General features: G+C 68.3%; 24 protein-coding genes. 18 read left to right on the top strand and 6 right to left on the bottom strand.

Annotated features, from left to right (window positions below; genetic code table 11):
• The first annotated feature begins 53 nt into the window (after window positions 1–53).
• From WT97_RS15005 to WT97_RS14990, 4 genes are all read left to right on the top strand, one after another.
• Window positions 54–1,040, top strand: a complete 987-nt coding sequence (locus WT97_RS15005) for a hydroxymethylglutaryl-CoA lyase (RefSeq protein WP_060353709.1) — start codon at window positions 54–56, stop codon at window positions 1,038–1,040.
• On the top strand, window positions 1,037–2,332 hold the full coding sequence (locus tag WT97_RS15000) for a CaiB/BaiF CoA-transferase family protein (protein ID WP_060353708.1): 1,296 nt from the start codon (window positions 1,037–1,039) through the stop codon (window positions 2,330–2,332). The genes WT97_RS15005 and WT97_RS15000 overlap by 4 nt, the downstream gene beginning before the upstream one ends.
• An 83-nt stretch (window positions 2,333–2,415) precedes the next feature.
• Complete coding sequence (locus WT97_RS14995) at window positions 2,416–3,723, top strand: MFS transporter (protein WP_060353707.1); 1,308 nt, start codon at window positions 2,416–2,418, stop codon at window positions 3,721–3,723.
• Between the two features lies 1 nt (window position 3,724).
• Window positions 3,725–4,840 (top strand): amidohydrolase, encoded by a 1,116-nt coding sequence (locus WT97_RS14990; RefSeq protein WP_060353706.1) that lies wholly within the window; start codon window positions 3,725–3,727, stop codon window positions 4,838–4,840.
• Window positions 4,841–4,855: 15 nt separating this feature from the next.
• On the opposite strand, the gene WT97_RS14985 is transcribed toward WT97_RS14990, so the two are convergent.
• The 3 genes from WT97_RS14985 to WT97_RS14975 form a co-directional block, all read right to left on the bottom strand.
• Window positions 4,856–5,332: an SRPBCC family protein gene (locus WT97_RS14985; protein WP_060353705.1), complete on the bottom strand. Its 477-nt coding sequence runs from the start codon at window positions 5,330–5,332 to the stop codon at window positions 4,856–4,858.
• Window positions 5,333–5,451: 119 nt separating this feature from the next.
• Window positions 5,452–5,937 (bottom strand): SRPBCC family protein, encoded by a 486-nt coding sequence (locus tag WT97_RS14980; RefSeq protein ID WP_059499455.1) that lies wholly within the window; start codon window positions 5,935–5,937, stop codon window positions 5,452–5,454.
• Window positions 5,909–6,274, bottom strand: coding sequence for a helix-turn-helix transcriptional regulator (locus WT97_RS14975; protein WP_060353704.1), 366 nt, complete (start codon window positions 6,272–6,274; stop codon window positions 5,909–5,911). The genes WT97_RS14980 and WT97_RS14975 overlap by 29 nt, the downstream gene beginning before the upstream one ends.
• Window positions 6,275–6,478: 204 nt before the next feature.
• Between WT97_RS14975 and WT97_RS14970 the strand changes: the two genes are divergently transcribed.
• Together WT97_RS14970 and WT97_RS14965 are read left to right on the top strand one after the other, a co-directional pair.
• Window positions 6,479–7,009, top strand: coding sequence for a GNAT family N-acetyltransferase (locus tag WT97_RS14970; protein WP_059499453.1), 531 nt, complete (start codon window positions 6,479–6,481; stop codon window positions 7,007–7,009).
• 25 nt (window positions 7,010–7,034) lie between these two features.
• Window positions 7,035–7,613, top strand: coding sequence for a hypothetical protein (locus WT97_RS14965; protein ID WP_060353703.1), 579 nt, complete (start codon window positions 7,035–7,037; stop codon window positions 7,611–7,613).
• A gap of 39 nt (window positions 7,614–7,652) precedes the next feature.
• Here the strand turns inward: WT97_RS14965 and WT97_RS14960 are convergent, their stop codons facing one another.
• Window positions 7,653–8,237: a TetR/AcrR family transcriptional regulator gene (locus WT97_RS14960; RefSeq protein WP_060353702.1), complete on the bottom strand. Its 585-nt coding sequence runs from the start codon at window positions 8,235–8,237 to the stop codon at window positions 7,653–7,655.
• A gap of 347 nt (window positions 8,238–8,584) precedes the next feature.
• On the opposite strand from WT97_RS14960, the gene WT97_RS14955 reads away from it, so the two are divergent.
• Entirely contained in the window at window positions 8,585–9,289 is a 705-nt protein-coding gene (locus tag WT97_RS14955; protein ID WP_059793033.1) for an SDR family oxidoreductase, read from the top strand.
• A gap of 49 nt (window positions 9,290–9,338) precedes the next feature.
• Here WT97_RS14955 and fabV read toward each other — a convergent pair whose 3' ends face one another.
• A complete protein-coding gene (fabV, locus tag WT97_RS14950) occupies window positions 9,339–10,541 on the bottom strand; it encodes an enoyl-ACP reductase FabV (RefSeq protein ID WP_059499449.1) in 1,203 nt (400 codons plus the stop codon).
• Between the two features lie 163 nt (window positions 10,542–10,704).
• On the opposite strand from fabV, the gene WT97_RS14945 reads away from it, so the two are divergent.
• The 6 genes from WT97_RS14945 (at window position 10,705) to WT97_RS14920 (ending at window position 16,272) form a co-directional block, all read left to right on the top strand.
• A complete protein-coding gene (locus tag WT97_RS14945) occupies window positions 10,705–11,238 on the top strand; it encodes a GbsR/MarR family transcriptional regulator (protein WP_050012168.1) in 534 nt (177 codons plus the stop codon).
• Between the two features lie 88 nt (window positions 11,239–11,326).
• Window positions 11,327–12,643 (top strand): SDR family oxidoreductase, encoded by a 1,317-nt coding sequence (locus WT97_RS14940; RefSeq protein WP_060353770.1) that lies wholly within the window; start codon window positions 11,327–11,329, stop codon window positions 12,641–12,643.
• A complete protein-coding gene (locus WT97_RS14935; RefSeq protein WP_059792861.1) occupies window positions 12,640–13,110 on the top strand; it encodes a DUF2269 domain-containing protein in 471 nt (156 codons plus the stop codon). The genes WT97_RS14940 and WT97_RS14935 overlap by 4 nt, the downstream gene beginning before the upstream one ends.
• Window positions 13,111–13,210: 100 nt before the next feature.
• Window positions 13,211–14,080 carry a thiol-disulfide oxidoreductase DCC family protein gene (locus tag WT97_RS14930; RefSeq protein WP_060353701.1) on the top strand — a complete coding sequence of 290 codons (870 nt, stop codon included), beginning with the start codon at window positions 13,211–13,213 and terminating at the stop codon, window positions 14,078–14,080.
• Window positions 14,077–15,576 (top strand): TIGR01777 family oxidoreductase, encoded by a 1,500-nt coding sequence (locus WT97_RS14925; RefSeq protein WP_060353700.1) that lies wholly within the window; start codon window positions 14,077–14,079, stop codon window positions 15,574–15,576. The genes WT97_RS14930 and WT97_RS14925 overlap by 4 nt, the downstream gene beginning before the upstream one ends.
• A 72-nt stretch (window positions 15,577–15,648) precedes the next feature.
• Window positions 15,649–16,272, top strand: coding sequence for a glutathione S-transferase family protein (locus tag WT97_RS14920; RefSeq protein ID WP_060353699.1), 624 nt, complete (start codon window positions 15,649–15,651; stop codon window positions 16,270–16,272).
• Between the two features lie 75 nt (window positions 16,273–16,347).
• Here the strand turns inward: WT97_RS14920 and WT97_RS14915 are convergent, their stop codons facing one another.
• Window positions 16,348–17,778 (bottom strand): serine hydrolase, encoded by a 1,431-nt coding sequence (locus WT97_RS14915; RefSeq protein WP_060353698.1) that lies wholly within the window; start codon window positions 17,776–17,778, stop codon window positions 16,348–16,350.
• Window positions 17,779–18,022: 244 nt separating this feature from the next.
• Here WT97_RS14915 and WT97_RS14910 point away from each other — a divergent pair, with 244 nt between their 5' ends.
• The 5 genes from WT97_RS14910 to WT97_RS14895 all read left to right on the top strand — a co-directional run bounded on the left by WT97_RS14910 (window position 18,023) and on the right by WT97_RS14895 (window position 22,199).
• Window positions 18,023–18,442, top strand: coding sequence for an HIT family protein (locus WT97_RS14910; RefSeq protein WP_011548975.1), 420 nt, complete (start codon window positions 18,023–18,025; stop codon window positions 18,440–18,442).
• Window positions 18,443–18,690: 248 nt separating this feature from the next.
• Window positions 18,691–18,867 carry a hypothetical protein gene (locus WT97_RS34565; RefSeq protein WP_179949331.1) on the top strand — a complete coding sequence of 59 codons (177 nt, stop codon included), beginning with the start codon at window positions 18,691–18,693 and terminating at the stop codon, window positions 18,865–18,867.
• Between the two features lie 159 nt (window positions 18,868–19,026).
• Entirely contained in the window at window positions 19,027–19,686 is a 660-nt protein-coding gene (locus tag WT97_RS14905; RefSeq protein ID WP_060353697.1) for an isoprenylcysteine carboxylmethyltransferase family protein, read from the top strand.
• A gap of 375 nt (window positions 19,687–20,061) precedes the next feature.
• Window positions 20,062–20,499, top strand: coding sequence for a hypothetical protein (locus tag WT97_RS14900; protein ID WP_027781621.1), 438 nt, complete (start codon window positions 20,062–20,064; stop codon window positions 20,497–20,499).
• An 863-nt stretch (window positions 20,500–21,362) separates the two neighbouring features.
• Window positions 21,363–22,199: a bifunctional allantoicase/(S)-ureidoglycine aminohydrolase gene (locus WT97_RS14895; RefSeq protein WP_034206005.1), complete on the top strand. Its 837-nt coding sequence runs from the start codon at window positions 21,363–21,365 to the stop codon at window positions 22,197–22,199.
• The last annotated feature ends 48 nt before the right edge of the window (window positions 22,200–22,247 follow it).

The raw sequence follows: 22,247 nt of genomic DNA, 5'->3' as shown, positions 1-22,247 counted from the left end.
AAAGTTCCGTCAAACAGAACTATGTTCTTTCAGATAGAACGATGAGGTGTCGAATGGAGATTTCCAACAATCCGGCGGTGCTGGTCAGCGAGGTCGGGCCGCGCGACGGGCTGCAGAGCATCAAGACCGTGATGCCGACGGCCGGCAAGCTGCGCTGGATCACCGCGCTGGCCGCGGCCGGCCTGCGCGAGATCGAGGTCGGGTCGTTCGTGCCGGCCAGACTGTTGCCGCAGATGGCCGACGTACGTGAAGTCGTGGCGCACGCACTCGCGATTCCCGGGCTGCATGTCGCCGCGCTCGCGCCGAACCTGCGCGGTGCCGAGGACGCATTCGGCGCGGGCGTGCACAAGTTGACGCTGCCGGTCTCGGTGACGGAAGCGCATTCGCTGGCGAACATTCGCAAGACGCCCGCGCAGATGATCGACGAGGTGCGCGCGATCGTCGCGCTGCGCGACGCGCGGTTCCCGTCGGTGCAGATCGAGGCGGGCGTGTCGGTTGCGTTCGGTTGCACGATTGCGGGCGCGGTCTCCGACGACGAAACGATCGCGATGGCTGTCGCGATGGCCGAATGCGGTGTCGACGAGATCGGCCTGTCCGATACCAGCGGTTATGCGAATCCCGTACAGGTGCGCCGGCTGTTCACGCGGCTGCGGCGCGAAGTCGGCGACAAGGCCGGCGGCGCGCATTTCCACAACACGCGCGGCCAAGGGCTCGCGAACGTCGTCGCGGCGCTCGATGCGGGCGTGACGACGATCGACGCCAGCCAAGGTGGCCTGGGCGGCTGCCCGTATGCGCCGGGCGCGACCGGCAACATCGTCACCGAGGATCTCGTGTTCCTGCTCGAAGCGATGGGATACGACACGGGCATCTACGTCGACGCGCTGCTCGCCGCGCGCGCGATCCTGCATGCGGCGCTGCCGTCCGACGCGCTGTACGGCCACGTGCCCGACGCAGGGTTGCCGAAGGGCTTTCGCTATGCGGATGGCCGTGCTCCGTCGGCCGTGCAACCGGAAGGATGTCTGCCGGGAGTCGCACGATGAACGATCGGCAATCGGCTTCCACGCTGCCGTATGCGGGCGTGCGCGTGATCGAGATGACGCACATGGTGATGGGCCCGACGTGCGGGATGCTGCTCGCGGATCTCGGCGCGGAAGTGATCAAGATCGAGCCGATCGCGGGCGACGGCACGCGGGCGCTGCGGGGTTCCGGCGCGGGGTTCTTCGGGATGTTCAACCGCAACAAGAAGAGCCTCGCGGTCGACGTGAAGGATTCGCGCGGGCTGGAGATCGTGCTGCGGCTCGTCGCGACGGCGGACGTCTTCAGCGAGAACTTCAAGAGCGGCACGATGGACCGGCTCGGTCTCGGCTACCCGGCGCTGGAGTCGCTGAATCCGCGCCTCGTGTACGTATCGCACAAGGGTTTCCTGCCGGGGCCGTACGAGCACCGCACCGCGCTCGACGAGGTCGTGCAGATGATGGGCGGCCTGGCCTACATGACGGGCCCGGAGGGGCGACCGCTGCGCGCGGGCGCGAGCGTGAACGACATCATGGGCGGCATGTTCGGCGCGATCGGCGCGATGGCCGCGCTCGCGCAGCGCGAGCGCACCGGCCGCGGCCAGCAGGTGCAGAGTTCGCTGTTCGAGAACAACGTGTTCCTCGTCGCGCAGCACATGATGCAGTTCGCGGTGACCGGGCAGGCCGCGTCGCCGATGCCGAGCCGGATTTCCGCGTGGGCCGTCTACGACGTGTTCTCCGTCAAGGACGACGAACAGATTTTCCTCGCGGTCGTGTCGGACACGCAGTGGGCGCTGTTCTGCGATGCGTTCGGCCTGGCCACGCTGAAGGACGATCCGCGCCTCGCGACCAACAACCTGCGCGTACAGGCGCGCGAATGGCTGCTGCCCGAGCTGCGTTCGCGGCTTGCGCCGTACTCGGCCGCGGAGATCGGCGCGATCTTCGAATCGACCGGCCTGCCGTATGCGCCGATCACGAAGCCGCAGGATCTGTTCGACGATCCGCATCTGCTCGCCACGGGCGGCCTCGAAGCCGTGACGCTGCCGGCCGACGCGAGCAGCGCCGGGCGGCCGGTCGACACGCGCACCGCGCTGCTGCCGCTGACGCTCGGAGGCGAGCGCCTGCGGCTGCGCTCGGCGCCGCCCGCGCTCGGCCAGGACACGTGCGCGCTGCTCGGCGAACTCGGCTACACGCCGGACGATGCGCGTGCGCTGATCGATGCCGGCGTCGTAGCGGGGCCGTACGGCGCGGACGCTGCCGCGCACGGCGACGACGGGCCGGGCGGCGCGCCTTCGGCGAACGAAATGGCGAGCGCGTAGCGCGGCCGCGATTCATCGAACGAACAAAGGCGTCCCGGCCGCGCGTCGCGCGGGGGAGGATCGCCGCATCCACGGAGACAACCATGACATCCGCTTCCCCGGCGCTGGCCGCCGATCGCGAGACCGACGCGTCGATCGAGCAACGGGCCGTGCGCAAGGCCGCGTGGCGCTTCATCCCGCTGCTCGCGCTCGCGTATTTCTTCAACTATCTGGACCGCACGAGCGTCGGATTCGCGGCGCTCACGATGAACCGCGATCTCGGGCTGACCGCGACGCAGTTCGGCTGGGGCGCGGGGATCATGTTTGCCGGCTATTGCGTGTTCGAAGTGCCGAGCAATCTCGCGCTGTACCGCTTCGGTGCGCGCCGCTGGCTTGCCCGCATCATGATCACGTGGGGGTTGATGGCGGCCGCGACCGCGCTCGCGACGGGACCGACGAGTTTCTACGCGATCCGGCTGCTGCTCGGCATCGGCGAAGCCGGATTCTTTCCCGGTGTGATCTTTTTCCTTGCCGTGTGGTTTCCCGCGAGCTACCGCACGCGTGTGCTGGCGTGGTTCACCGTGTCGACGCCGCTGTCGTCGCTGATCGGCGGCCCGCTGTCGACGTGGCTGCTGCAGCTCGACGGCACGCTCGGGCTCGCCGGCTGGAAGTGGATGTTCATCGTCGAAGGGCTGCCTGCGTGTGCGCTCGGTTTCCTCGTGCTGAAGCTGCTGTCCGATTCGCCGGCGAATGCCGTGTGGCTGTCGGACGACGAGCGTGCCGCGCTGCAGCGTGCGTTCGAGCGCGACGGCGCGGCGGCCGGCCGCAAGAAGCGCTTCGGCGTCGCGTTGCGCGACGTGCGCGTGTACGTGCTCGCGCTGATTTCGTTCGGCTTCACGATGGGCTCGTACGGGATCGGCATCTGGTTGCCGCAAATGCTGAAGGCGCACGGGATGTCGACGATGCAGACCGGCTGGCTGTCCGCGGTGCCGTACTTCTTCGCAACGGTCGCGCTGCTGGGGTGGGCGAAGCGGGTGGACCGTCGCGGCCGCCCGATCGCGAACCTGGCGATCGGCTTGTGCATCGGCGCGGTGGCGCTCGGCGTGTCGACGCATTTCGTGACCCTCGGGCCGGCGCTCGTCGGCATCACGCTCGCGCTGATCGGCACGATTGCCGGCCGCACGATCTTCTACACGCTGCCGTCGCACTTCCTGTCCGGCCAGGCCGCGGCCGGCGGGCTGGCGCTGATCAATTCGATCGGCGCGCTCGGCGGCTTCGCGGGCCCCTATCTCGTCGGCTACCTGAAGGACAGCTTCGGCACTTTCACGGCCGGGATGCTCGGCCTCGCGATCGTCCTGGCGATCACGACACTGCTCACGCTGTCGCTGTATGCGTTCGACCGGAGCGAATGACATGACCTTTTCGATCAAACGGCGCCGGTTGATCGGTGTGACCGCCGCATCGCTCGCGCTGCCCGCGTTCGCCGACACGCCGGCCCACGATGGAGCTCCCCGCATGACGCAAAGCAACTACCTCGCGGTCCGTCCCGACTGGCTCGCGTCGGCGCTCGAACCGGCGCTCGAGCCCGACCTGCCGATCGTCGACGCGCATCATCACTTCTACGAACGGCCGGGCTGGATCTACATGCTCGACGACTATCTGCAGGATGCACGCTCGGGCCACAACATCCAGGCGTCCGTCTACATGCAGGCGCAGACGCGCTATCGCGATTCAGGCCCGGCGGAGCTGAAGCCAGTGGGCGAGACGGCCTATGTCGCCGGCGTGACCGAGCCGCTGCAGCACGGCCCCGTGGCCGTCGCGAAAGGCATCGTCGGCCATGCGGATCTACGGCTCGGCGCGCGTGTGCGCGACGTGCTGGAAGCGCATGTCGAAGCCGGGCGCGGGCGGTTTCGCGGCATTCGGCACCTGACGACGTGGGATGCCGATCCGACGCTCGCCAATCCGCTGTCGGCGGTGCCGCGCGGGCTGCTGTCCGATCCCGCGTACCGGGCCGGCGTCGCGCAACTTGCGCCGCTCGGGCTGTCGTACGACGCGTGGCTGTTCTTTCCGCAGTTGCCCGAATTGTTCGACCTCGCGAAAGCGAACCCCGACACGCGGATCGTCGTCAACCACTGCGGTGGCGTCGTGCGGATTGCCAGCTATGCGGACAAGCGGGCGGAGGTGTTCGCGCGCTGGTCGGCGTCGATGCGCACGCTCGCGCAATTGCCGAACGTGTACGTGAAGGTCGGCGGCCTCGGGATGCGCATCAACGGGTTCGATTTCGAGAAAGGCGAGAAGCCGCCGTCGTCGGCGCAGCTCGCCGACGCGTGGAAGCCGTGGATGATGACCTGCATCGACGCATTCGGCCCTGGCCGCTGCATGTTCGAGAGCAATTTCCCGGTCGACAAGGGGTCGTATGCGTTCGTGAACGGCTGGAACGCGTTCAAGCGATTGACCGCGCAGGCCGGCGCGGACGAGCGCGACGCGCTGTTCCGCGGCACGGCTACGCGGGTGTACCGGCTCGGCTGATGCGCTTGCGCGGCGTCATCCGGTTTCCACCAGCGCCGCGAGCCGCGCCAGCGCCATCTGCCAGCCGGTCTCGTTGTCGGCGGCCGGCACGCCGGGCGGGACGCCGTCATGGACGGCGTCCACGCGCGTGCCGCCCGCTTCGTCGGACAGCGTGATCGTGATCGTCATCGCGCCGCGCAGCATCGGGTCGTCGGTTTCGAATACATCGATCTCGACGATCTGCCGGTCGGGCACGAGCGTGACGAAGCGGCCGTGATAGGTGTCGGTGCGCGCGGCGGTCTTGCCGGTGCCGGCCGACGGCGCGTCGTAGCTCAGCGACACGCGCAGCGCGCCGCCTTCGCGCGCATCGTAAGCATGCACGCTGCAGGTCATGCCGTCGGGCACCTTCCACTGTTCGACCGCGTGCGGGTCGAGCAGCGCGCGATAGACGCGTCCGCGCGGGGCGTTCAGGTGTCGGCTGACCCGGGTCGAATGCGTGTGCGTGTGCAACATGTCGCCTCCCGCCAAGCGCGCGCGACGGTGCACGCCGGCGCCCGGCGTGTCGTCGCGCTTCCTTCAGGAATCCTAGGCGCGGGCGCAGCGGCATGCAATGACCGCATGCGAAGCCGCGCTCAGCGCAACGTCGCGGCGAAGGCGTCGAGCTGCGTGATGCAGGTGTTCCAGCCCTCGAAAAAACCGAGCGCTTCGTGGCGCTCGCGCGTCGCGGCGTCGGGATGCATCACGCGCGCCTCGTAGCGGCTGCCCGCGTCGTCGTCGGCCATCGTGACGATCGCCGTGAAGCCCAGCCACGGCGCCTGCGGCCGCCAGCCGCCCGCGAGCATCGACGTGAACGCGATGCGCGATTCCGGCACGATTTCGAGGAAGCAGCCGGGGTTGTCGCTCGTGCCGCCGTCGGGGCCGCGCATGAACGTATGGAAAGCGCCGCCCGGCCGCAGGTCGAACGCGCGTACCTCGGTGGTCCACGGCTTCGGGCACCACCATTCCTTCAGCAGTTCGGGGTCGGTCCATGCGCGCCACAGCGCGTGGCGCGGCGCGCGCAACGTACGCGTGATGACGAGATCGTTGGCTTCAGCGGGTTCGACGTGGCTTGCTGACATCTTGCTCCTCCTGGTGACGGTGTTCGACGAATTCGACGAGACGATCGGATCGCGCTTCCCACTGCGCGCGCTGCGCGGCGAGCCATGCCTCGGCCTCGGTCAGCCGGCTGCCGACCAGCGCGCAGGTGCGCGAGCGGCCGGTTTTCCGGGTTGCCACGAGGCCGCTGCGCTCGAGCACGGCGACATGCTTCATGAACGACGGCAGCGCCATGTCGAACGGCGCGGCCAGCGCGGAGACGGTCCGCTCGCCCTGGCCGAGCGCGCTGACGATCGCGCAGCGCGTCGGATCGGCGAGGGCATGGAACACGTCGCTGATGCCGGGTTTAAGGTTATCCATTTGGCTAAGTATAGCCGATGTCGAGACCGGTGCAGCGAAAATTTCTATCGCGTACGATGATGGGGCGGTAACACGCGCCGATCGGGCGCCGCGTTACCGGACGCCTGCCGCCGTCGCGCGAGCCTCGATACCCGGCCGGCGTGCGTTCCGATTCCGGCCCATGCCGAACCCGCGCATGCGGCCCATCTGATTACCGGAGAGGGCATGACCGAACCTGTTACCGTCCGCCGCGTCGGCGCGAGCGAAGCGATGGCCTGTGTCGATGCGCTGGCCGACGTGCTGATCGATTGCGTCGAAGGCGGCGCATCCGTCAGCTTCATGCTGCCGATCGAGCGGCCGACCGCCGTCGCATTCTGGACGCGCGTGGCCGAGGGCGTCGCGAACGACGAGCGCATTCTGCTCGTCGCCGAGGATACGTCGGGCCGGATCGTCGGCACCGTGCAGCTCGTGACCGCGCAGCCCGAGAACCAGCCGCATCGCGCGGACGTCGCGAAGATGCTCGTGGCGCGGCACGCGCGCCGGCAGGGCATCGCCGCGCGGCTGATGGAGGCGGCCGACGCGGCCGCGCGCGACGCCGGCAAGACCGTGCTCGTGCTCGACACGGTGACGGGCGGCGACGCCGAGCGGCTGTACGAGCGGGCCGGCTGGCAACGCGTGGGCGTCGTGCCGAACTACGCGCTGATGCCCGACGGCGCACTCTGCGCGACGACGTATTTCCACAAGCAGCTCGCGTGATGGCATCCGTCAAACCGACGCCTCGATGAAACGCACCCATATCGCTTTCGCTCTCGCGGGCCTGCTCGTCACGCTGCCGATTGCCGCGTATGCGCTCGTCAAGCCGCTGCGCGTCGTCGCGCCCGCGCTGGTTCCCGGCGTGTCGTGCCCGAGCGCCGACATCTGCACGGACGATGCCGCGGCGCTCGGCGCTGCGCAGCAGCTCTATCGCGACGGCGCCGCGCGCGCGGCGGCGGCCGTCGGCGCGTTCCGCGCCGCACCGCGCATCGTGTTCTGCGCGACGCGCACGTGCGCCGATGCATTCGGCCTCGGCACGCGCGCGGCGCTGACGCTCGGCGATTTCGGCATCGTGATCGCGCCGCGCGGCTGGCAGACCTACTTTCTCGCGCACGAGTTGATCCATCATCGCCAGGCCGAAGTGCTCGGCAACCTGGCCGTCTTGACCAAGCCGCGCTGGCTGATCGAAGGGATGGCGTATTCGCTCAGCGACGATCCGCGCCATCCGCTCGCGCAACCGTTCGAATCGTGGCGCACGCAGTTCGCCGCGTGGAATGCGGCGCGCGGCACGCAGCCGCTTTGGGATGCCGCGCGGGCAATCGAATAGCGCGACCAGGACGGCGGCGCCGCGCCGAAACGCGCGCCGTTACGCCGACGCGACTGGATCGCCGTGTCGGCCGGTCAGCGCGTCCCGCCCCGCGTCGAGAATCTCGTCGGCCAGCGCGGGATCGCTGTCGGCGATCGCGCGGGACAGCACGAGCGCACCGACCATCTGGCTGAAAACGGCAAGCGCGTCGCGACGCGTCTGCTCCGGCGTGGCGCCGTCGGTCGCCACCATCCGTTCCAGTCGATCGAGATACGCGGCGAGTCCGTGCGCGTAGCATCCGCGCGCCGTATCGGTCAGCCGCGGCGCATCGCCCGCGAAGCCGGACAGCGGACACCCGGCCTCGACGTTGTCGCGATGCGCGGACGACAGATACGCCGCCACCTGCGCGTCGAGGCTGCCGGCGTTCGGCGAATCCGCGCGGTCGCGCATCGCCTTTTCCATGACTTCGGCGACCAGCGCGTCTTTCGACTTGAAGTGGTTGTAGAAGCCGCCCTGCGTGAAGCCGGCCTCCTTCATCAGCTCCGTCAATCCCACCGCATCGACGCCGCGCACGCGGAACAGCCGCTCGGCGGCCGCGACGATCGCGCTTCGGTTCTCGGCCGCCTGCTGTCTGGATACGCCCATCGATCTCTCCCTGATTGTTGCCGATCGCCTCGATTGAAAAACACAATGGTGATCGCAATTGACATGCTCGCCCGGCGCGAACACAATGCATCGCAAAGACGATGGTGGTCGCCATTGACATCGAGTGTAGCCGACTTGGCTGGCAACGCAAAGCCAAGGCGGGGGCAGGAATGGCAATCGGTCGACGTTTGCGACGTCGCGGAGTCATGCCGGCAGCGGATGGACGGCTCGTCGTTCGCCACCGGTGGCGCAACGGCTCGGCTCGCGACGGCAGCCTCGTTTTTCTCCGAATCTCATGCGCGCGGCGAGCCGGCGCGCAGGCGATTCATCACGCGAAAGGAAAGATCATGAAGATCGAAGGTGCAGTCGTTTTCGTCACGGGCGCGAACCGCGGGCTGGGGCTCGAGTTTGCGAAGCAGGCGCTCGCCCGAGGGGCGCGCAAGGTCTATGCAGCGGCGCGTGATCCGGCCAGCGTGACGCTGCCGGGCGTCGTGCCCGTGAAGCTCGACGTGACGGATCCGGCGGCGGTCGCGGCGGCGGCCGATGCCGCACGCGACGTCACGCTGCTGATCAACAATGCCGGCATCGCGCGGCTCGGTAGCCTGACCGACGACGGTGCGGTCGACGCATTGCGCGCTCACTTGGAGACGAACGTGTTCGGGATGCTGGCGATGTCGCGGGCGTTTGCGGGAACCCTCGCGGCTCACGGCGGCGGCGCGATCCTGAACATCCTGTCGGTCGCGAGCTGGGTGAACCGGCCGATCCTGTCGGGCTACGGCGTATCGAAATCGGCCGCATGGGCGCTGACCAACGGGCTGCGCCATTCGCTGCGCGAGCAGCGTACGCAGGTGGTCGGGCTGCATGCCGGCTTCATCGATACCGACCTGACGGCCGGCCTCGACGTGCCGAAGGCCACGCCGGCCGACGTCGTGCGCCAGGCGTACGACGCCATTGAAGCGGGGGCGGAGGAAGTGTCGACCGACGAATTCACGCGGCAGGTGAAGGCCGCGCTGTCGTCGGGCGTCTATCTGGAAGAGCCGGCGCCGCGTTGACGCCGCCGGCAATGCGGGCCCGCCGCACGCGCGGCGGCGGGGCGTGCCGTCAGACCGTCGTGTCGATGATGCCCGGGATCTTCACGTCCGGATTCACGTCCGCGTCGTAGTCGACACCGGCGATCTCGAAGCCGAACAGGCGCAGGAACTCGGTCTTGTAGCCGGCGAAGTCGGTCATCTCGTACAGGTTCTCGTTCGTCACCTTGTCCCACATCGCGACGACCTTGTTCTGTACTTGCGGATCGAGTTCCTTGTAGTCCGCGCGCAGGCGGCCTTCCTCGTCGACGTGCGGCGTCGCGCCGTACAGGCTGTCCTTCAGGAGCCCGTACACCTGCTCGATGCAGCCTTCGTGCGTGCCGGTTTCCTTCATCACCTTGAACAGCAGCGACAGGTACAGCGGCATCATCGGGATTGCCGAGCTGGCCTGCGTGACGACGGCCTTCAGCACCGCCACGCGGGCATCGCCGCCGTGCGCGGCCAGCTTGTCGCGGATCGACAGCACCTTCTTGTCGAGATCCTTCTTCGCTTCGCCGATCGAGCCGTTCCAGTAGATGTCGTGCGTGATCTGCTCGCCGAGGTACGTGAACGCGGTGGTCTTCGCGCCGTCGGCCAGCACGCCGGCGTCGGCCAGCGCGTCGATCCACATCTGCCAGTCCTCGCCGCCCATCACCGCGACGGTGCCGTCGATCTCTTCCTGCGTCGCCGGTTCGAGCGACACGTCGCGGATCACTTCCTTGTCGGTGTCGAGGCCGCGGAACGTGACGGCCTTGCCGACCGGCTTGAGCGTCGAGCTGATGGTTTCGCCCGTCTTCGGGTGCGTGCGGCGCGGCGCCGCGAGGCTGTAGACGACCAGGTCGACCTTGCCGAGATCCTGCTTGATGGTGTCGATCGTGACCTGCTTGACCTTGTCGGAGAAGGCGTCGCCGTTGATGCTGCGCGCATACAGCCCCTTTTCCGCGGCGAATTTCTCGAACGCGGCGCTGTTGTACCAGCCTGCCGTGCCCGGCTTCGTTTCGCTGCCGGCGCGCTCGAAGAACACGCCGAGCGTGTCCGCGCCCGAGCCGAATGCGGCCGAGATCCGGGCGGCGAGGCCGTAGCCGGTCGACGCGCCGATCACGAGCACCTTTTTCGGGCCATTGGCGATCGGGCCGTGCGAAGTCACGTAGTCGATCTGTTCCTTGACGTTGGCTTCGCAGCCGACGGGATGAGTCGTCACGCAGATGAAGCCACGCACGCGCGGTTTGATGATCATGGAAACCTCTGTCTATCAGAAAGGCGGGGACGGCCTGAAATCGGAAAAATCCCGCGCATTGTAAAGGAAGCGGCCGATCGCGGGCGGGCGCAGCCGGAAGGCGTCGGATCGCCCGGTTATTTCTCTCTTGACAGAAATAACTGAAATATCTAAATTCCCCACCATGGAACTCACACCGATTGCCGAACGATTCATTCTTCACTGGGGCGAAATGGGCTCGCGGTGGGGCGTCAACCGTACTGTCTCGCAGATTCACGCGCTGCTCTACCTGGCCGGACGGCCGGTTGCGGCCGACGAGATCGCCGAGACGCTCAACGTCGCACGCTCCAACGTCAGCACGAGCCTGAAGGAGCTGCAGGCGTGGCGGCTCGCGAAGGTCGTGCACGTGCTGGGCGATCGCCGCGACCACTTCGAGACGTCGACCGACATCTGGGAGTTGTTCAAGCTGATCGTCGAAGGGCGGCGGCAACGCGAGATCGAGCCGACACTCACGGTGCTGCGCGATTGCCTGACGAATCCGGACATCGCGAACGAGAGCCGCGAGACCGAACAGCGCATTCGCGACACGCTACAGTTCGTCGAGACGCTCACGACCTGGTCCGACGAAATGCTGCGGCTCAAGCCCGATACGCTGATGAAGGCGCTCGGCATCGGCGCGAAGATCAGCCAGACGGTCAGGCGCAAGCCGTCGAAGTAAGCGGTCACGGCAGAGCGGGCACGCAGCCCGCTTTTTTCGGGGTTTTTATTTCTGTATGTACAGAAATAACTGTAAATAGAGGATGAACATGAACGCAGCCTTGCCATCGACCTGTTTGCCCGATCGCACCGGCGCACGCGGCATGACCGTGCTCGTGTGCGGCGCGAACGGTTTCATCGGGCAGGCGCTGTGCGCGCGGCTCGAAGGCGGCGGGCATCGCGTGCTGCGCGGCGTGCGCCGCGCGGCCGGCCCGAACGACGTCGCGATCGACTTCGCGCGGGACGTCGATCCTCGAGCGTGGCGCGCGCGGCTGAAGGGCGTCGACGTGGTGATCAACGCGGTCGGCATGCTGGCCGATCGACGCGGCGCGACGCTCGACGCCGTGCATCGCGCCGCGCCGTGCGCGCTCTTTACCGCGTGCAGCCTTGCCGGCGTGGGGCATGTGATCCAGATCTCGGCGCTCGGGGTCGAGCGCGGCGACACGCGGTACTTCGCGAGCAAGCACGCGGCCGACCGCTTCCTGCAGACGCTGCCGATCGACTTCTGCATCGTGCGCCCCGCGCTCGTCTACGGGGCGGCCGGCGCGTCCGCGCGGTTTTTCCGGATGCTCGCGAGCCTGCCCGTGCATGTGCTGCCGGCGGGCGGCCGTCAGCGGCTGCGCCCGGTGCACGTCGACGATCTCGCCGAAGTCGTGGCGCGGCTCGTCGAGCACACGGGCGATTCGCGGGCGGCGGGCAGCCGCGTGATCGACGTGGTCGGCAGCGACGAGGTCGAATACCGCGAGATGCTGGCCGGCTACCGCGCCGCGCTCGGATTTCCGCCGGCGGCCAGCGTGACACTGCCGGGTCCGCTGGTCGGCGCGGCGGCCGCCCTGTTGGGCACGCTGCCGGGGGCGATGCTGACGCGCGATACGTGGACGATGCTGCGCGGCGGTAACACCGGCGATCCGGCGGCCGCCACCGCCGTGCTGGGCCGGCCGCCGCGCGGCTTCGGCAGCTTCATCGACGCGGACGCTGGCGCATTGCGCCGCGACGCGCTCGCGATGTGGCGGCGCCCGTTGCTGTTGGGCGCGCTCGCGATCGTGTGGATCTGGACGGCGATCGCGAGCGCCTTCATCCATCCGCTGCACGCGAGCCTCGCGCTGCTGGCGCCTGCGCACCTGACGGGCCTGCCCGCGTTGATCGCGCTTTACGCGGCCAGCGCGCTGGATTTCGCGTTCGGCATCGCGACCGTCGTCGCGCCGTCGCGGCGCCTGTGGGCCGCGCAAGCCGCGCTGATCGTCGCGTACTCGGCGGTCATCGCGGTCACGATGCCGGGTCTGCTGGCCGAACCGTTCGGCCCCGTGCTCAAGAACGTGCCGATTCTCGCCATCCTGTTGATCCTCTATTCAGAAGAACACGCATGAATACCTATCTCGTCATCAAGGCGCTTCATATCCTGTCTTCGGTGCTACTGGTCGGCACGGGTTTCGGCACCGCGTTCTATCTGTTCTTCGCGAACCGCACGCGGTCGGTGCCCGCGATCGCGGCAGTATCGCGGCTCGTGGTGCGCGCGGACTGGTGGTTCACGACACCGGCCGTGATCTTCCAGCCGGCGTCCGGGCTGTGGCTCGCGCACACGGCCGGCTGGCCGTGGCATACGCCGTGGCTGCTCGCGTCGATCGTGCTGTATGCGCTCGCCGGCGCGTGCTGGCTGCCGGTCGTGTGGCTGCAGCTCGAACTTGCATCGATGGCGAAGCTCGCGTACGCGAACGGCGACGCCGCGTTGCCCGAGCGCTACTGGCGCTATGCGAAGCGCTGGGAGCTGCTCGGTTATCCGGCGTTCTTCGCGATGCTGACCGTCTACTTCCTGATGGTGGTCAAGCCGATGTAAGCCCGGCGCCGTCACCGTCGCGCGGGCGCGGCGGCGTACGCGGGAAAGCAGTCGATCGACCGGTTCGTGATGCCAGCGATAACAAGAAGGAGTGCAAAGCATGGACGCAAGTGAATTGATTCTCTACTTCGACGGGCGATGCCCGTTATGCGTCGCGGAAGTCCGGCGTCTCGGCGAGCGCGACGCGCGACATCGGCTGGCGTTCGTCGACATCGCCGAGCCGGGTTTCGATCCGGGGTCGCTGGGCGTCGACCTGCCCGCGCTGAATCGCGAGCTGCATGCGCGCCTGCCCGACGGACGCATGCTGACCGGCATCGACGGCATCGCGGTCGCTCATGCGCTGGTTGGGCGTCGCTGGTTCGCCTCGCTGCTTCGCGTGCCGGCGATGCGTGCCGTGTTCGCGCCGCTGTATCGCCGCCTGGCCCGCAACCGGTATGCGGTATCGCACTGGCTCGGGTATCGCGCGGAAGCCTGCCGTGAAGGCGGCGCGTGCAGCCTCGGCAGGAACGCCGAAAGCACGGCAGCGAATCGCCCGCCGCGCGACATCCCGCGCCGCACCGTCGTGCGCTGGATGTACGCAGCCGCGATCGCGCACCTGCTCGTCGGCGCGGCTATTCCGTGGATTGCCGGCGCATCGTGGCTCGACGCGTATCACCGCGGCATCGAGTGGCATTTTCGGTCGACCGCGGCGCCCGACGCCGCGCGCGCCCAGCAGGTCTGGTGGATGTCGCTGCTTGGCGCGACGGTGCAGTGCACCGCGGTCTGGATGCTCGCGCTCGTCCATCTCGGCAACCGGTTGCGGAAGCGGGAAGTGTGGGGCTGGCTGCTGGCCGGCCTGTTGATCTGGGCGCCGCAGGACATGCTGTTGTCGTGGCAGGCGCAGGTGTGGGAGCACGTGGCGATCGACGTGGCCGCACTCGTCGCGATGGTGCCGCCGCTGGTCTGGTTGTGGAGGAGGGATACCGCATGAACACGTTGCCCGCTTTCGACTGGGCGCTCGACCTGCTGATCGTGCAGGGCGCGATGGGCGCATTCGATACGCTTTACCACCATGAACTCACGCAGGACCTGCCGCACAGCCCGCGCGCGCGGCTCGAACTGGCAATTCACGCGGTGCGGTCCGTGCTGTACGGCCTCGTGTTCGCGTCGATCGCGAACGTCGCGTTTCACGGCGCGTGGGTCGCGGCGCTCGCGGCAGTCGTGCTCGTCGAAGTGGTGCTGACGCTGTGGGATTTCGTCGTCGAGGACCAGAGCCGCAAGCTGCCGGCGACCGAGCGCGTGCTGCATACGCTGCTGGCCGTCAACGGCGGCGCGCTGTTCGGCATGATCGCGATGCAGCTCGCCGTGTGGGTGCGCGCGCCCACCGCGCTGCACGCGATTGACCTCGGCTGGCGCGGCTGGCTGCTCGGCCTGTTCGCCGTCGGCGTGACGGTGTCCGGCGTGCGCGACGGGATCGCCGCGTGCCGTATCGCGCCACGCTCACCGGCCGCCAACCCGTTCGCGGGGCAGCGGCCGGGCAACGTGCTCGTCACCGGCGGGACCGGCTTCATCGGCGAAACGCTCGTGAACCGGTTGCTCGATGCAGGGCATACGGTCACGTTGCTGGCACGCGATCCGCTGCGCGCGGCTTACCTGTTTCAAGGCCGCGTGCGCAGCGTGACGTCCGTCGACCAGTTGCAGCCGCACGAGCGCTTCGACACGGTCGTCAATCTCGCCGGCGCGCCGGTGCTGGGCGCACGCTGGAGCAAGCGCCGGCAGGCGCTGCTGCTCGCCAGCCGCGTCGGCGTCACGCAGGCACTGATGCGCTGGGTGGAAACCGCAGAGGTCAAGCCGCGTACGTGGATCCAGGCGTCGGCGATCGGCTACTACGGCGTGCGGCCGGGCGACGAACGGCTCGACGAAGGCAGCAGTATCGGCACCGGCTTCATGTCCGAGCTGTGCCGGCAGTGGGAGCAGTCCGTGCAACCACTCGAGCGCCACGGCGTGCGCGCGGTGGTGCTGCGGCTGGGCATCGTGTTCGGCCCGGGCGGCGCGTTGCGCCCGATGCTGATGCCGCATTACTTCGGGCTGGGCGGCCGATTCGGCGACGGCGCGCAGGTGATGAGCTGGATTCACCGCGACGACGTGTTGCGGATCGTCGCGCGAGCGATGTCCAACGCGGGCATGCGCGGCGTCTACAACGCGGTCGCACCGGCGCCGCTGACCCAGCGCGCATTCGTGCAGGTCGTGACGAAGGTACTGCGCCGCCCGGCGTTCCTGCACGTACCGGCCGCGCCGCTGCGCGCCGCGATGGGCGAGATGGCCGAGCTGCTGCTGGACGGGCAGCGCGTGGTGCCGGCACGGCTGCATCAGGACGGATTCATGTTCCGCTTCCCGACGGCCGAGCACGCGCTGCGCGACCTGACGAATCGGCCGCACGCCGATTTCGCGCCCGAGACCTGCCGTTTCCCGCGAGGTCGTGTATAAATTCCGCGTGAACGCGTTCGGAGCCTGCCGTGCGCCCCGAATGCCCCGCACCCGCCCCCACAAGGAGACCGCATGCTGCACGTCCTCGGCAAGATTCCGTCCATCAACGTCCGCAAGGTGCTGTGGCTGTGCACCGAACTGAACCTGCCGTTCGAACAGGAAGACTGGGGCGCGGGCTTTCGCACCACCCACGATCCGGCCTATCTCGCGCTGAATCCGAACGCGCTCGTACCCGTCATCAAGGATGACGACTTCGTGCTCTGGGAATCGAACACGATCATCCGCTACCTCGCGAACTGCTACGGCGGCGATGCGCTGTATCCGGCCGAGCCGCAGGCGCGTGCGCGGGTCGACCAGTGGATCGACTGGCAAGGCTCGGACCTGAACCGCTCGTGGGTCGGCGCATTCCTCGGCCTCGTGCGCAAATCGCCCGATCACCAGGATCCGGGCGGCATCGCGCAGTCGATCGCGGGCTGGACGAAGCACATGCAGGTGCTGAATGCGCAGCTCGAAAAGACCGGTGCGTACGTGGCCGGCAACACGTTCACGCTCGCGGACATTCCGATCGGCCTGTCGGTGAACCGCTGGTTCGGCACGCCGTTCGAACATCCGGAATTGCCGGCGGTGTCGCGCTATATCGAACGTCTCGCGACGCGCGAGGGTTTCAAGCAGTACGCGGGCAGCGCGAATCCGTAATGCAGCGCAGATAGCGCGTGAAGCGGCGGCGTCACTGCCGCCGCTTTCTCGCGTCCGGCGGGCCACGGCCCGTCGTCACGCCCCAGACGCCGGCACCGCGTCGAGCACGCGCGCGAGAAAGGCCTCGTGATTCCACGCGGCTTCCGGCCGCGACAGCCCGAGCCGCACGACCACCAACTGACGGCTCGGCACCACGCTCACGAACTGGCCTTCATGGCCGACCGCGTGAAACGCGTCGGCCGGCATCGCGTGTGCATGCGGATCGAGATCGTTGAACGGCTCCGGCACCTTGACCCACAGGTGCGCGCCGAATTCCTGCCGCGACGACTGCGGCGTCGCGCGCGTCAGGTAGCGCACCCAGCCTTCCGGCAGCAGCCGCTGCCCGTTCCACACGCCGTCCTGCAGCAGAAGTTGCCCGAAGCGCGCCCAGTCGCGTGCGCTCGCATACATGTACGACGCGCTGACGAGCGTGCCGGACGCATCGGGCTCGAACACCGCGCTGTGCATCCCGAGCGGCGCGAACAGCGCACGGCGCGGAAACGCGAGGTAGTCGGCGTCGCTGCCGCCCAGCGCTTCGCGCATCACGCGCGCGACGATCGCGCTCGTGCCGCTCGAGTAGGACCATTGCGCGCCGGGCGTCGCGGCAAGCGGCTTCGCCGATGCGAACCGCGCGGTATCGGGCTGCGTGAACAGCATCACCGCGACGTCGGACAGCGGGTCGTCGTAGTCCTCGTTGAACTGCAGGCCGCTCGTCATCCGCAGCAGCTCGTCGAGCGTGATGGCCGCGCGCGGATCGCCGCTGCCGCGCCATTCGGGCAGCAACGCCGACGCGTCCGGCGACAGCTTGTGCCGCGCGACCAGCGTGCCGACCAGCGCGGCCGTCACGGTCTTCGTCATCGACCAGCCGGGCAGCGGCGTGTCGGCCGTGAAGCCGGGCGCATAGCGTTCAGCGATCACCTGGCCGCGCCACATCACGACCACCGCCCGCGTGCGCCGCGGCCCCGCCGGATCGGGTTCGTCGAACGCGCGGTCGAGCGCGGTTTGCAGCTTGTGTGCGTCGATGCCGGCGGGCGGCGTGGCCGGCGCGGGCGGTGCGGGTGGCGCGGGCGGCGCGGGCGGCGGATCGGGGAGGGGCGGCAATGCGGCGGGCAAGGTGGCCGCCGCCGCACCGGTCGGGGGCACGAGTGCGAGCGTGCAGCCGAGTCCCGGCCGGAAGTCGGCTTCGCGTTCGGCGAAGCCGGCGAAGGTCGCCACCGCGCGATGACGGTCGGGGTCGATCGACGGGCGCACCAGTTTCAGCAACGGATGGACGCCGGCCATGATGTCGACGTCGATCACGGATGCGGCCGGGCGGCCCGACACGAACACGCCGGAGCACAGCGCCTTGGCTGCATAGCCGGTCGCGATCGGCGCAAGCCGGGACAGCATGTAGCCCGTGTAGCCGATCGCGGCAACGAGCGCGAACGCGATACCGCGCAGAATCAGCTTCTTGAGGGGGATCGTCATGCGCGAGCATCCTCGGTGGCGTGCCGGCCGGCAACGATCCGGCAGTGTCGCAGGTTCGGGCGAGACGTTGCAATCGCAGCCGCGTGACGCGCGATGACGGCCGCGTGCGTTCGCGCTGCCGCGTGCCCGACAGGCCGGCCGGCGTCGTGCGATCGGCGAGTTGATATCGGGCCGGCCATCGGCCGATAATCGTCCGGCATTGCTCTCTCCCCGTCCCACTGTCCAACCGAGATCGGAAAACGCCATGTCCTATGACAACAACAACCCGTTCGCCAGGATCCTGCGCGGCGAACTGCCCTGCGTGAAGGTCGCCGAAGACGACGCGACGCTCGCGATCATGGATCTGATGCCGCAGGCCGACGGCCACGTGCTCGTGATTCCGAAGGAGCCGGCCGCGCAGATCTTCGAGCTGTCCGGCGATGCGGCCGCGGCCGGCATCCGCATGACGCAGCGCGTCGCGGCGGCAGTGCGCGCGGCGCTCGAGCCGGACGGCGTGTTCATCGGCCAGTTCAACGGCGCGGCCGCTGGCCAGACGGTTCCGCACGTGCATTTCCACGTGATTCCGCGCTGGGAAGGCGCGGAGCTGCGGATGCATGCGCGCGACGTCGCCGACGCGGCGACGCTCGAAGCGCTCGCGCAGCGCATCCGCGCCCGCTTCGTGTAACGGCTCGACGCACCCGGTGCAGCCGCCGTCCACCGGCCGCCGTGCCGCCCGAGCCTGTTTCAGCGGTCACACCAGGTAACACGTGTAACCGGCCGGGAAACTCGGCCGGCCGGGCCCGGCGCTAGACTCCGCGCATTGTTTCATCGAGCGACAGGAAGGGTGGATCGCCTCTTCGTGCCGGCCGCCGCCCGTCGCGGCGGCACGGCCTTCGCGCGGTGCCATTCGTCTTTCGCGCCGGGAACCGAGCCATGTCCAGACTTCTCATTATGCTTGCCCTGATCGGCGGCCTGTCCGGCTGCTACGTCGCGCCGCCATACGGCTACGCGCCCGCGCCGGCTTACTACGGGTACGGCTACGGCTATGCGCCCGCGTACTACGCGCCGCCCGTCAGCGTCGGAATCGGCGGCCACTTCCGCATCCGCTGATCCGCCGCAGTGCGCCAGCCCGGGCCATACCGGCCCCGGTTGGCCGCGTGAGGGTTGACGATGCGCGCGAACGCGCGCGCCGCATGACGGCGGCGCACGGCCCCGGTGTGTGTAGTTCCTATACTTCACGGGAAAGCACGCCCCCGCGAGGCCGTCATCATGACAGTTACCCCCAAGCTCGTCGTCCTGTCGAGCGTCGCCACGCTCGTCTACCTCGGGCTCGCCGTGCTCGGCAGCGGCGGGTTCGCCGTGTTCTTCTCGCATCCGCCGTTGATCGTCGTCGTCGTCGCGACGTTCGCGATGGCCGTCGCCGCACTGTTCACCGAAGGCAACCTGAGCAGCGGCGAGCGCGAGAACCGCGACAATCGCTGGGTGCTCGCGGCGTTCGCGGCGAGCGGCTTCCTGCTCGCGTACTTGCCCGCGCTGACCGACCGGCTCGACGTCTGGACCTTCGGCGGCGACACCGTGCGCTGGACCGGCGTCGTGCTGTACATCGCGGGCGGCGTGCTGCGCATCTGGCCCGTGTTCGTGCTCGGCAAGCGCTTCAGCGGGCTCGTCGCGATCCAGCCGGGCCATACGCTCGTGACGGGCGGCGTCTACAGCCGCATCCGCAATCCGAGCTATCTCGGTCTGCTCGTCAATTCGCTTGGCTGGGCGCTGGCGTTTCGCTCGGGCATCGGCGTGCTGCTGGTCGCCCTGATGCTGGTGCCGCTCGTCGCACGGATCCGTTCGGAGGAGGCATTGCTGCGTTCGCAATTCGGCGCCGAATACGACGCGTACTGCGCGCGGACGTGGCGGTTGCTGCCTGGCGTGTACTGACCCCGCCATCTTTTCTCCGCCCGCCGTTTGAAGGCCGCTTACGGCATGTGCAGATGTGTTGCCACGTGTGTCTCAAACGTGCGTTCGCGCGCATGAGCGGTCTGCGTCGGTGTGGGGCCGGACCCTTGCTTGAGTCAATACCAGCAAGGATTTCGAGCGATTTCCGGTACGCGTTCGACATGCGCGATTCGTAAACAACTTGTTACCAGAATGTCCACGGCAGGAATGCGGGACCGGTGCTATTCTTCGCCGCAAGCTCATTGAAATGAATTGGTCCGCGGTTCGGCACAATGCTTGGCCCGACGTCGATCGATTCAGATCGTCGTACCGAGCGGACTTCGATAACCAGAATTGCGAACAAGGAAGAATACGGGAATGTGGAAGAAAATCGCCCCCGCTCTCGTCGTCGCCGTGCTGACCGGCGCGACCGCACTGCCGGCAGTGGCCGGTGACTTGAACAACGCGCTCGGCGGCGCGCTCGGCGGGGTTGCCGGCGCAGCGGTCGGCGGCGCGGTCGGCGGCAGCACCGGCTCCGTCATCGGCGGCGCGATCGGCGGCGGCGCCGGCGGCGCGGTGACGTCGAACCGTCGCGAGCGCACCGGCGCGATCATCGGCGGCGCCCTTGGCGGCGGCGCAGGTACCGCGGCAGGCAACGCGATGGGCGGTCGTACGGGCGGCCTGCTGGGCGCGGCAGTCGGCGGCGGCGCCGGCGCGGCACTCGGCGGCAACATGTCGCGCAGTTCGTACGATCGCGATCACGGCGACCGCGGCTACCGTCACCGCAAGCATCGTCACCACCGCGACTGGGACTGATCGCCGCTGGCGCGGTACGGTGCGCGAGCCGCGCACCGGCGCGCCGACGGCGTCGGCATCCCGACGCGAGCTTCAGCCCGGCGTCCTGCCGGGCCGCTTCGCCGGCCAGACCGGCGATTGTCCTCCAACTGCATCAGCCGCTGTCATGTGCCCGATCGACGGCCGGCCATTCTCCTCCCGCCTTTTGCCCGTTTCTCGACGACACCAGTCGCCGCGTCGTAACGCGTCCGAATGCGTCCGCACTGGATCGGCCGAACGACATCTGCTTTTCCTTCGACACGTCGACTCGTTCCAACCTGACTTGACCTGATCGTCTCCCGCGATCCTGCCGCAGCGATCCGCTGCCGCGCACGTAGCAACCGACTTCGATCCGCGTCACGAAATGCACCGAGACCGTCGCTTGCGCGCCGCGTTGCCGTGTATGGACGCATTGCACGAACGTCGCGACCGTCAGGATTTCCCTGATAGTCAGCGCGCCTCGCGACGCCTCCCGACCGCGCGTCGCAGGCGCCGCCAGGTAGTGGTAAATCGAATGGATGTCATCGCAACATTTAATTGGTCGATCGCGATCGACTTCGCTATCGTCGGCGATGCTCGCGTACGGAGTCGAACCGCGCCGTCGTCCGCGCCTCGCCGCATGATCGCGAGTGCGGCGGCCCGGCCGCCGGCCCGACGACCCGGCCCGCCGCGTCCCCCGAACCGGACGGACCCGACGCGAAGCCTGGCCGACCGATCGAAGGCGCATGCGCTTTCAAGCCACCCCGGCAACGATGTCCCGCCGTCGCATGCGTGCCCCACGCGCATGCGAACCGCCCGATGCCGTTTGCGCCCGGGGCCGGACCAACCCATTGCCTGGATGCAATATGTCTAAGACAACGTATTACGCGCCGCACGGCGGCCACCCGCCGCAAACGGATCTGCTGACCGATCGCGCGATGTTCACCGAGGCGTACGCGGTGATTCCGAAGGGTGTGATGCGCGACATCGTCACGAGCTGGCTGCCGTTCTGGACCCACACGCGCCTGTGGGTGATCGCCCGCCCGCTGTCGGGTTTCGCGGAAACCTTCTCGCAGTACATCGTCGAAGTGAATCCGGGCGGCGGCAGCGACAAGCCCGAGCAGGACAAGAACGCCGAAGCCGTGCTGTTCGTCGTCGAAGGCGAAGCCGAGCTGACGCTGCAAGGCAAGCAGCACACGCTGAAGCCGGGCGGCTACGCGTTCATTCCGCCGGGCGCGGACTGGACGCTGCACAACGTCAGCGATGCGGCGGTGCGTTTCCACTGGATCCGCAAGCATTACCAGGCCGTCGACGGCATTCCGCTGCCCGAAGCGTTCGTGACCAACGAGCAGGACGTCGAGCCGATCCCGATGCCGGGCACCAACGGTGCATGGGTGACGACGCGCTTCGTCGACATGAGCGACATGCGCCACGACATGCACGTGAACATCGTGACGTTCGAGCCGGGCGGCGTGATTCCGTTCGCCGAAACGCACGTGATGGAGCACGGCCTGTACGTGCTGGAAGGCAAGGCCGTTTATCGCCTGAACCAGGACTGGGTCGAGGTGGAAGCCGGCGACTTCATGTGGCTGCGCGCGTTCTGCCCGCAGGCGTGCTATTCGGGCGGGCCTGGGCGGTTCCGTTATCTGCTGTACAAGGATGTGAATCGTCACATGAACCTGACGCTGAACCCGGCGCGCTGAAGCGCCGCGCAAGTGGGACGCGAAAGCCCGCCGGTGTGAGCCGGTGGG

The sequence above is a fragment of the Burkholderia sp. MSMB1459WGS genome (assembly GCF_001534535.1).
Classification (GTDB): Bacteria; Pseudomonadota; Gammaproteobacteria; order Burkholderiales; family Burkholderiaceae; genus Burkholderia.
The sequence above is the reverse complement of the archived record's forward strand: the minus strand, read 5'-3'. Positions and strand labels throughout refer to the sequence as shown.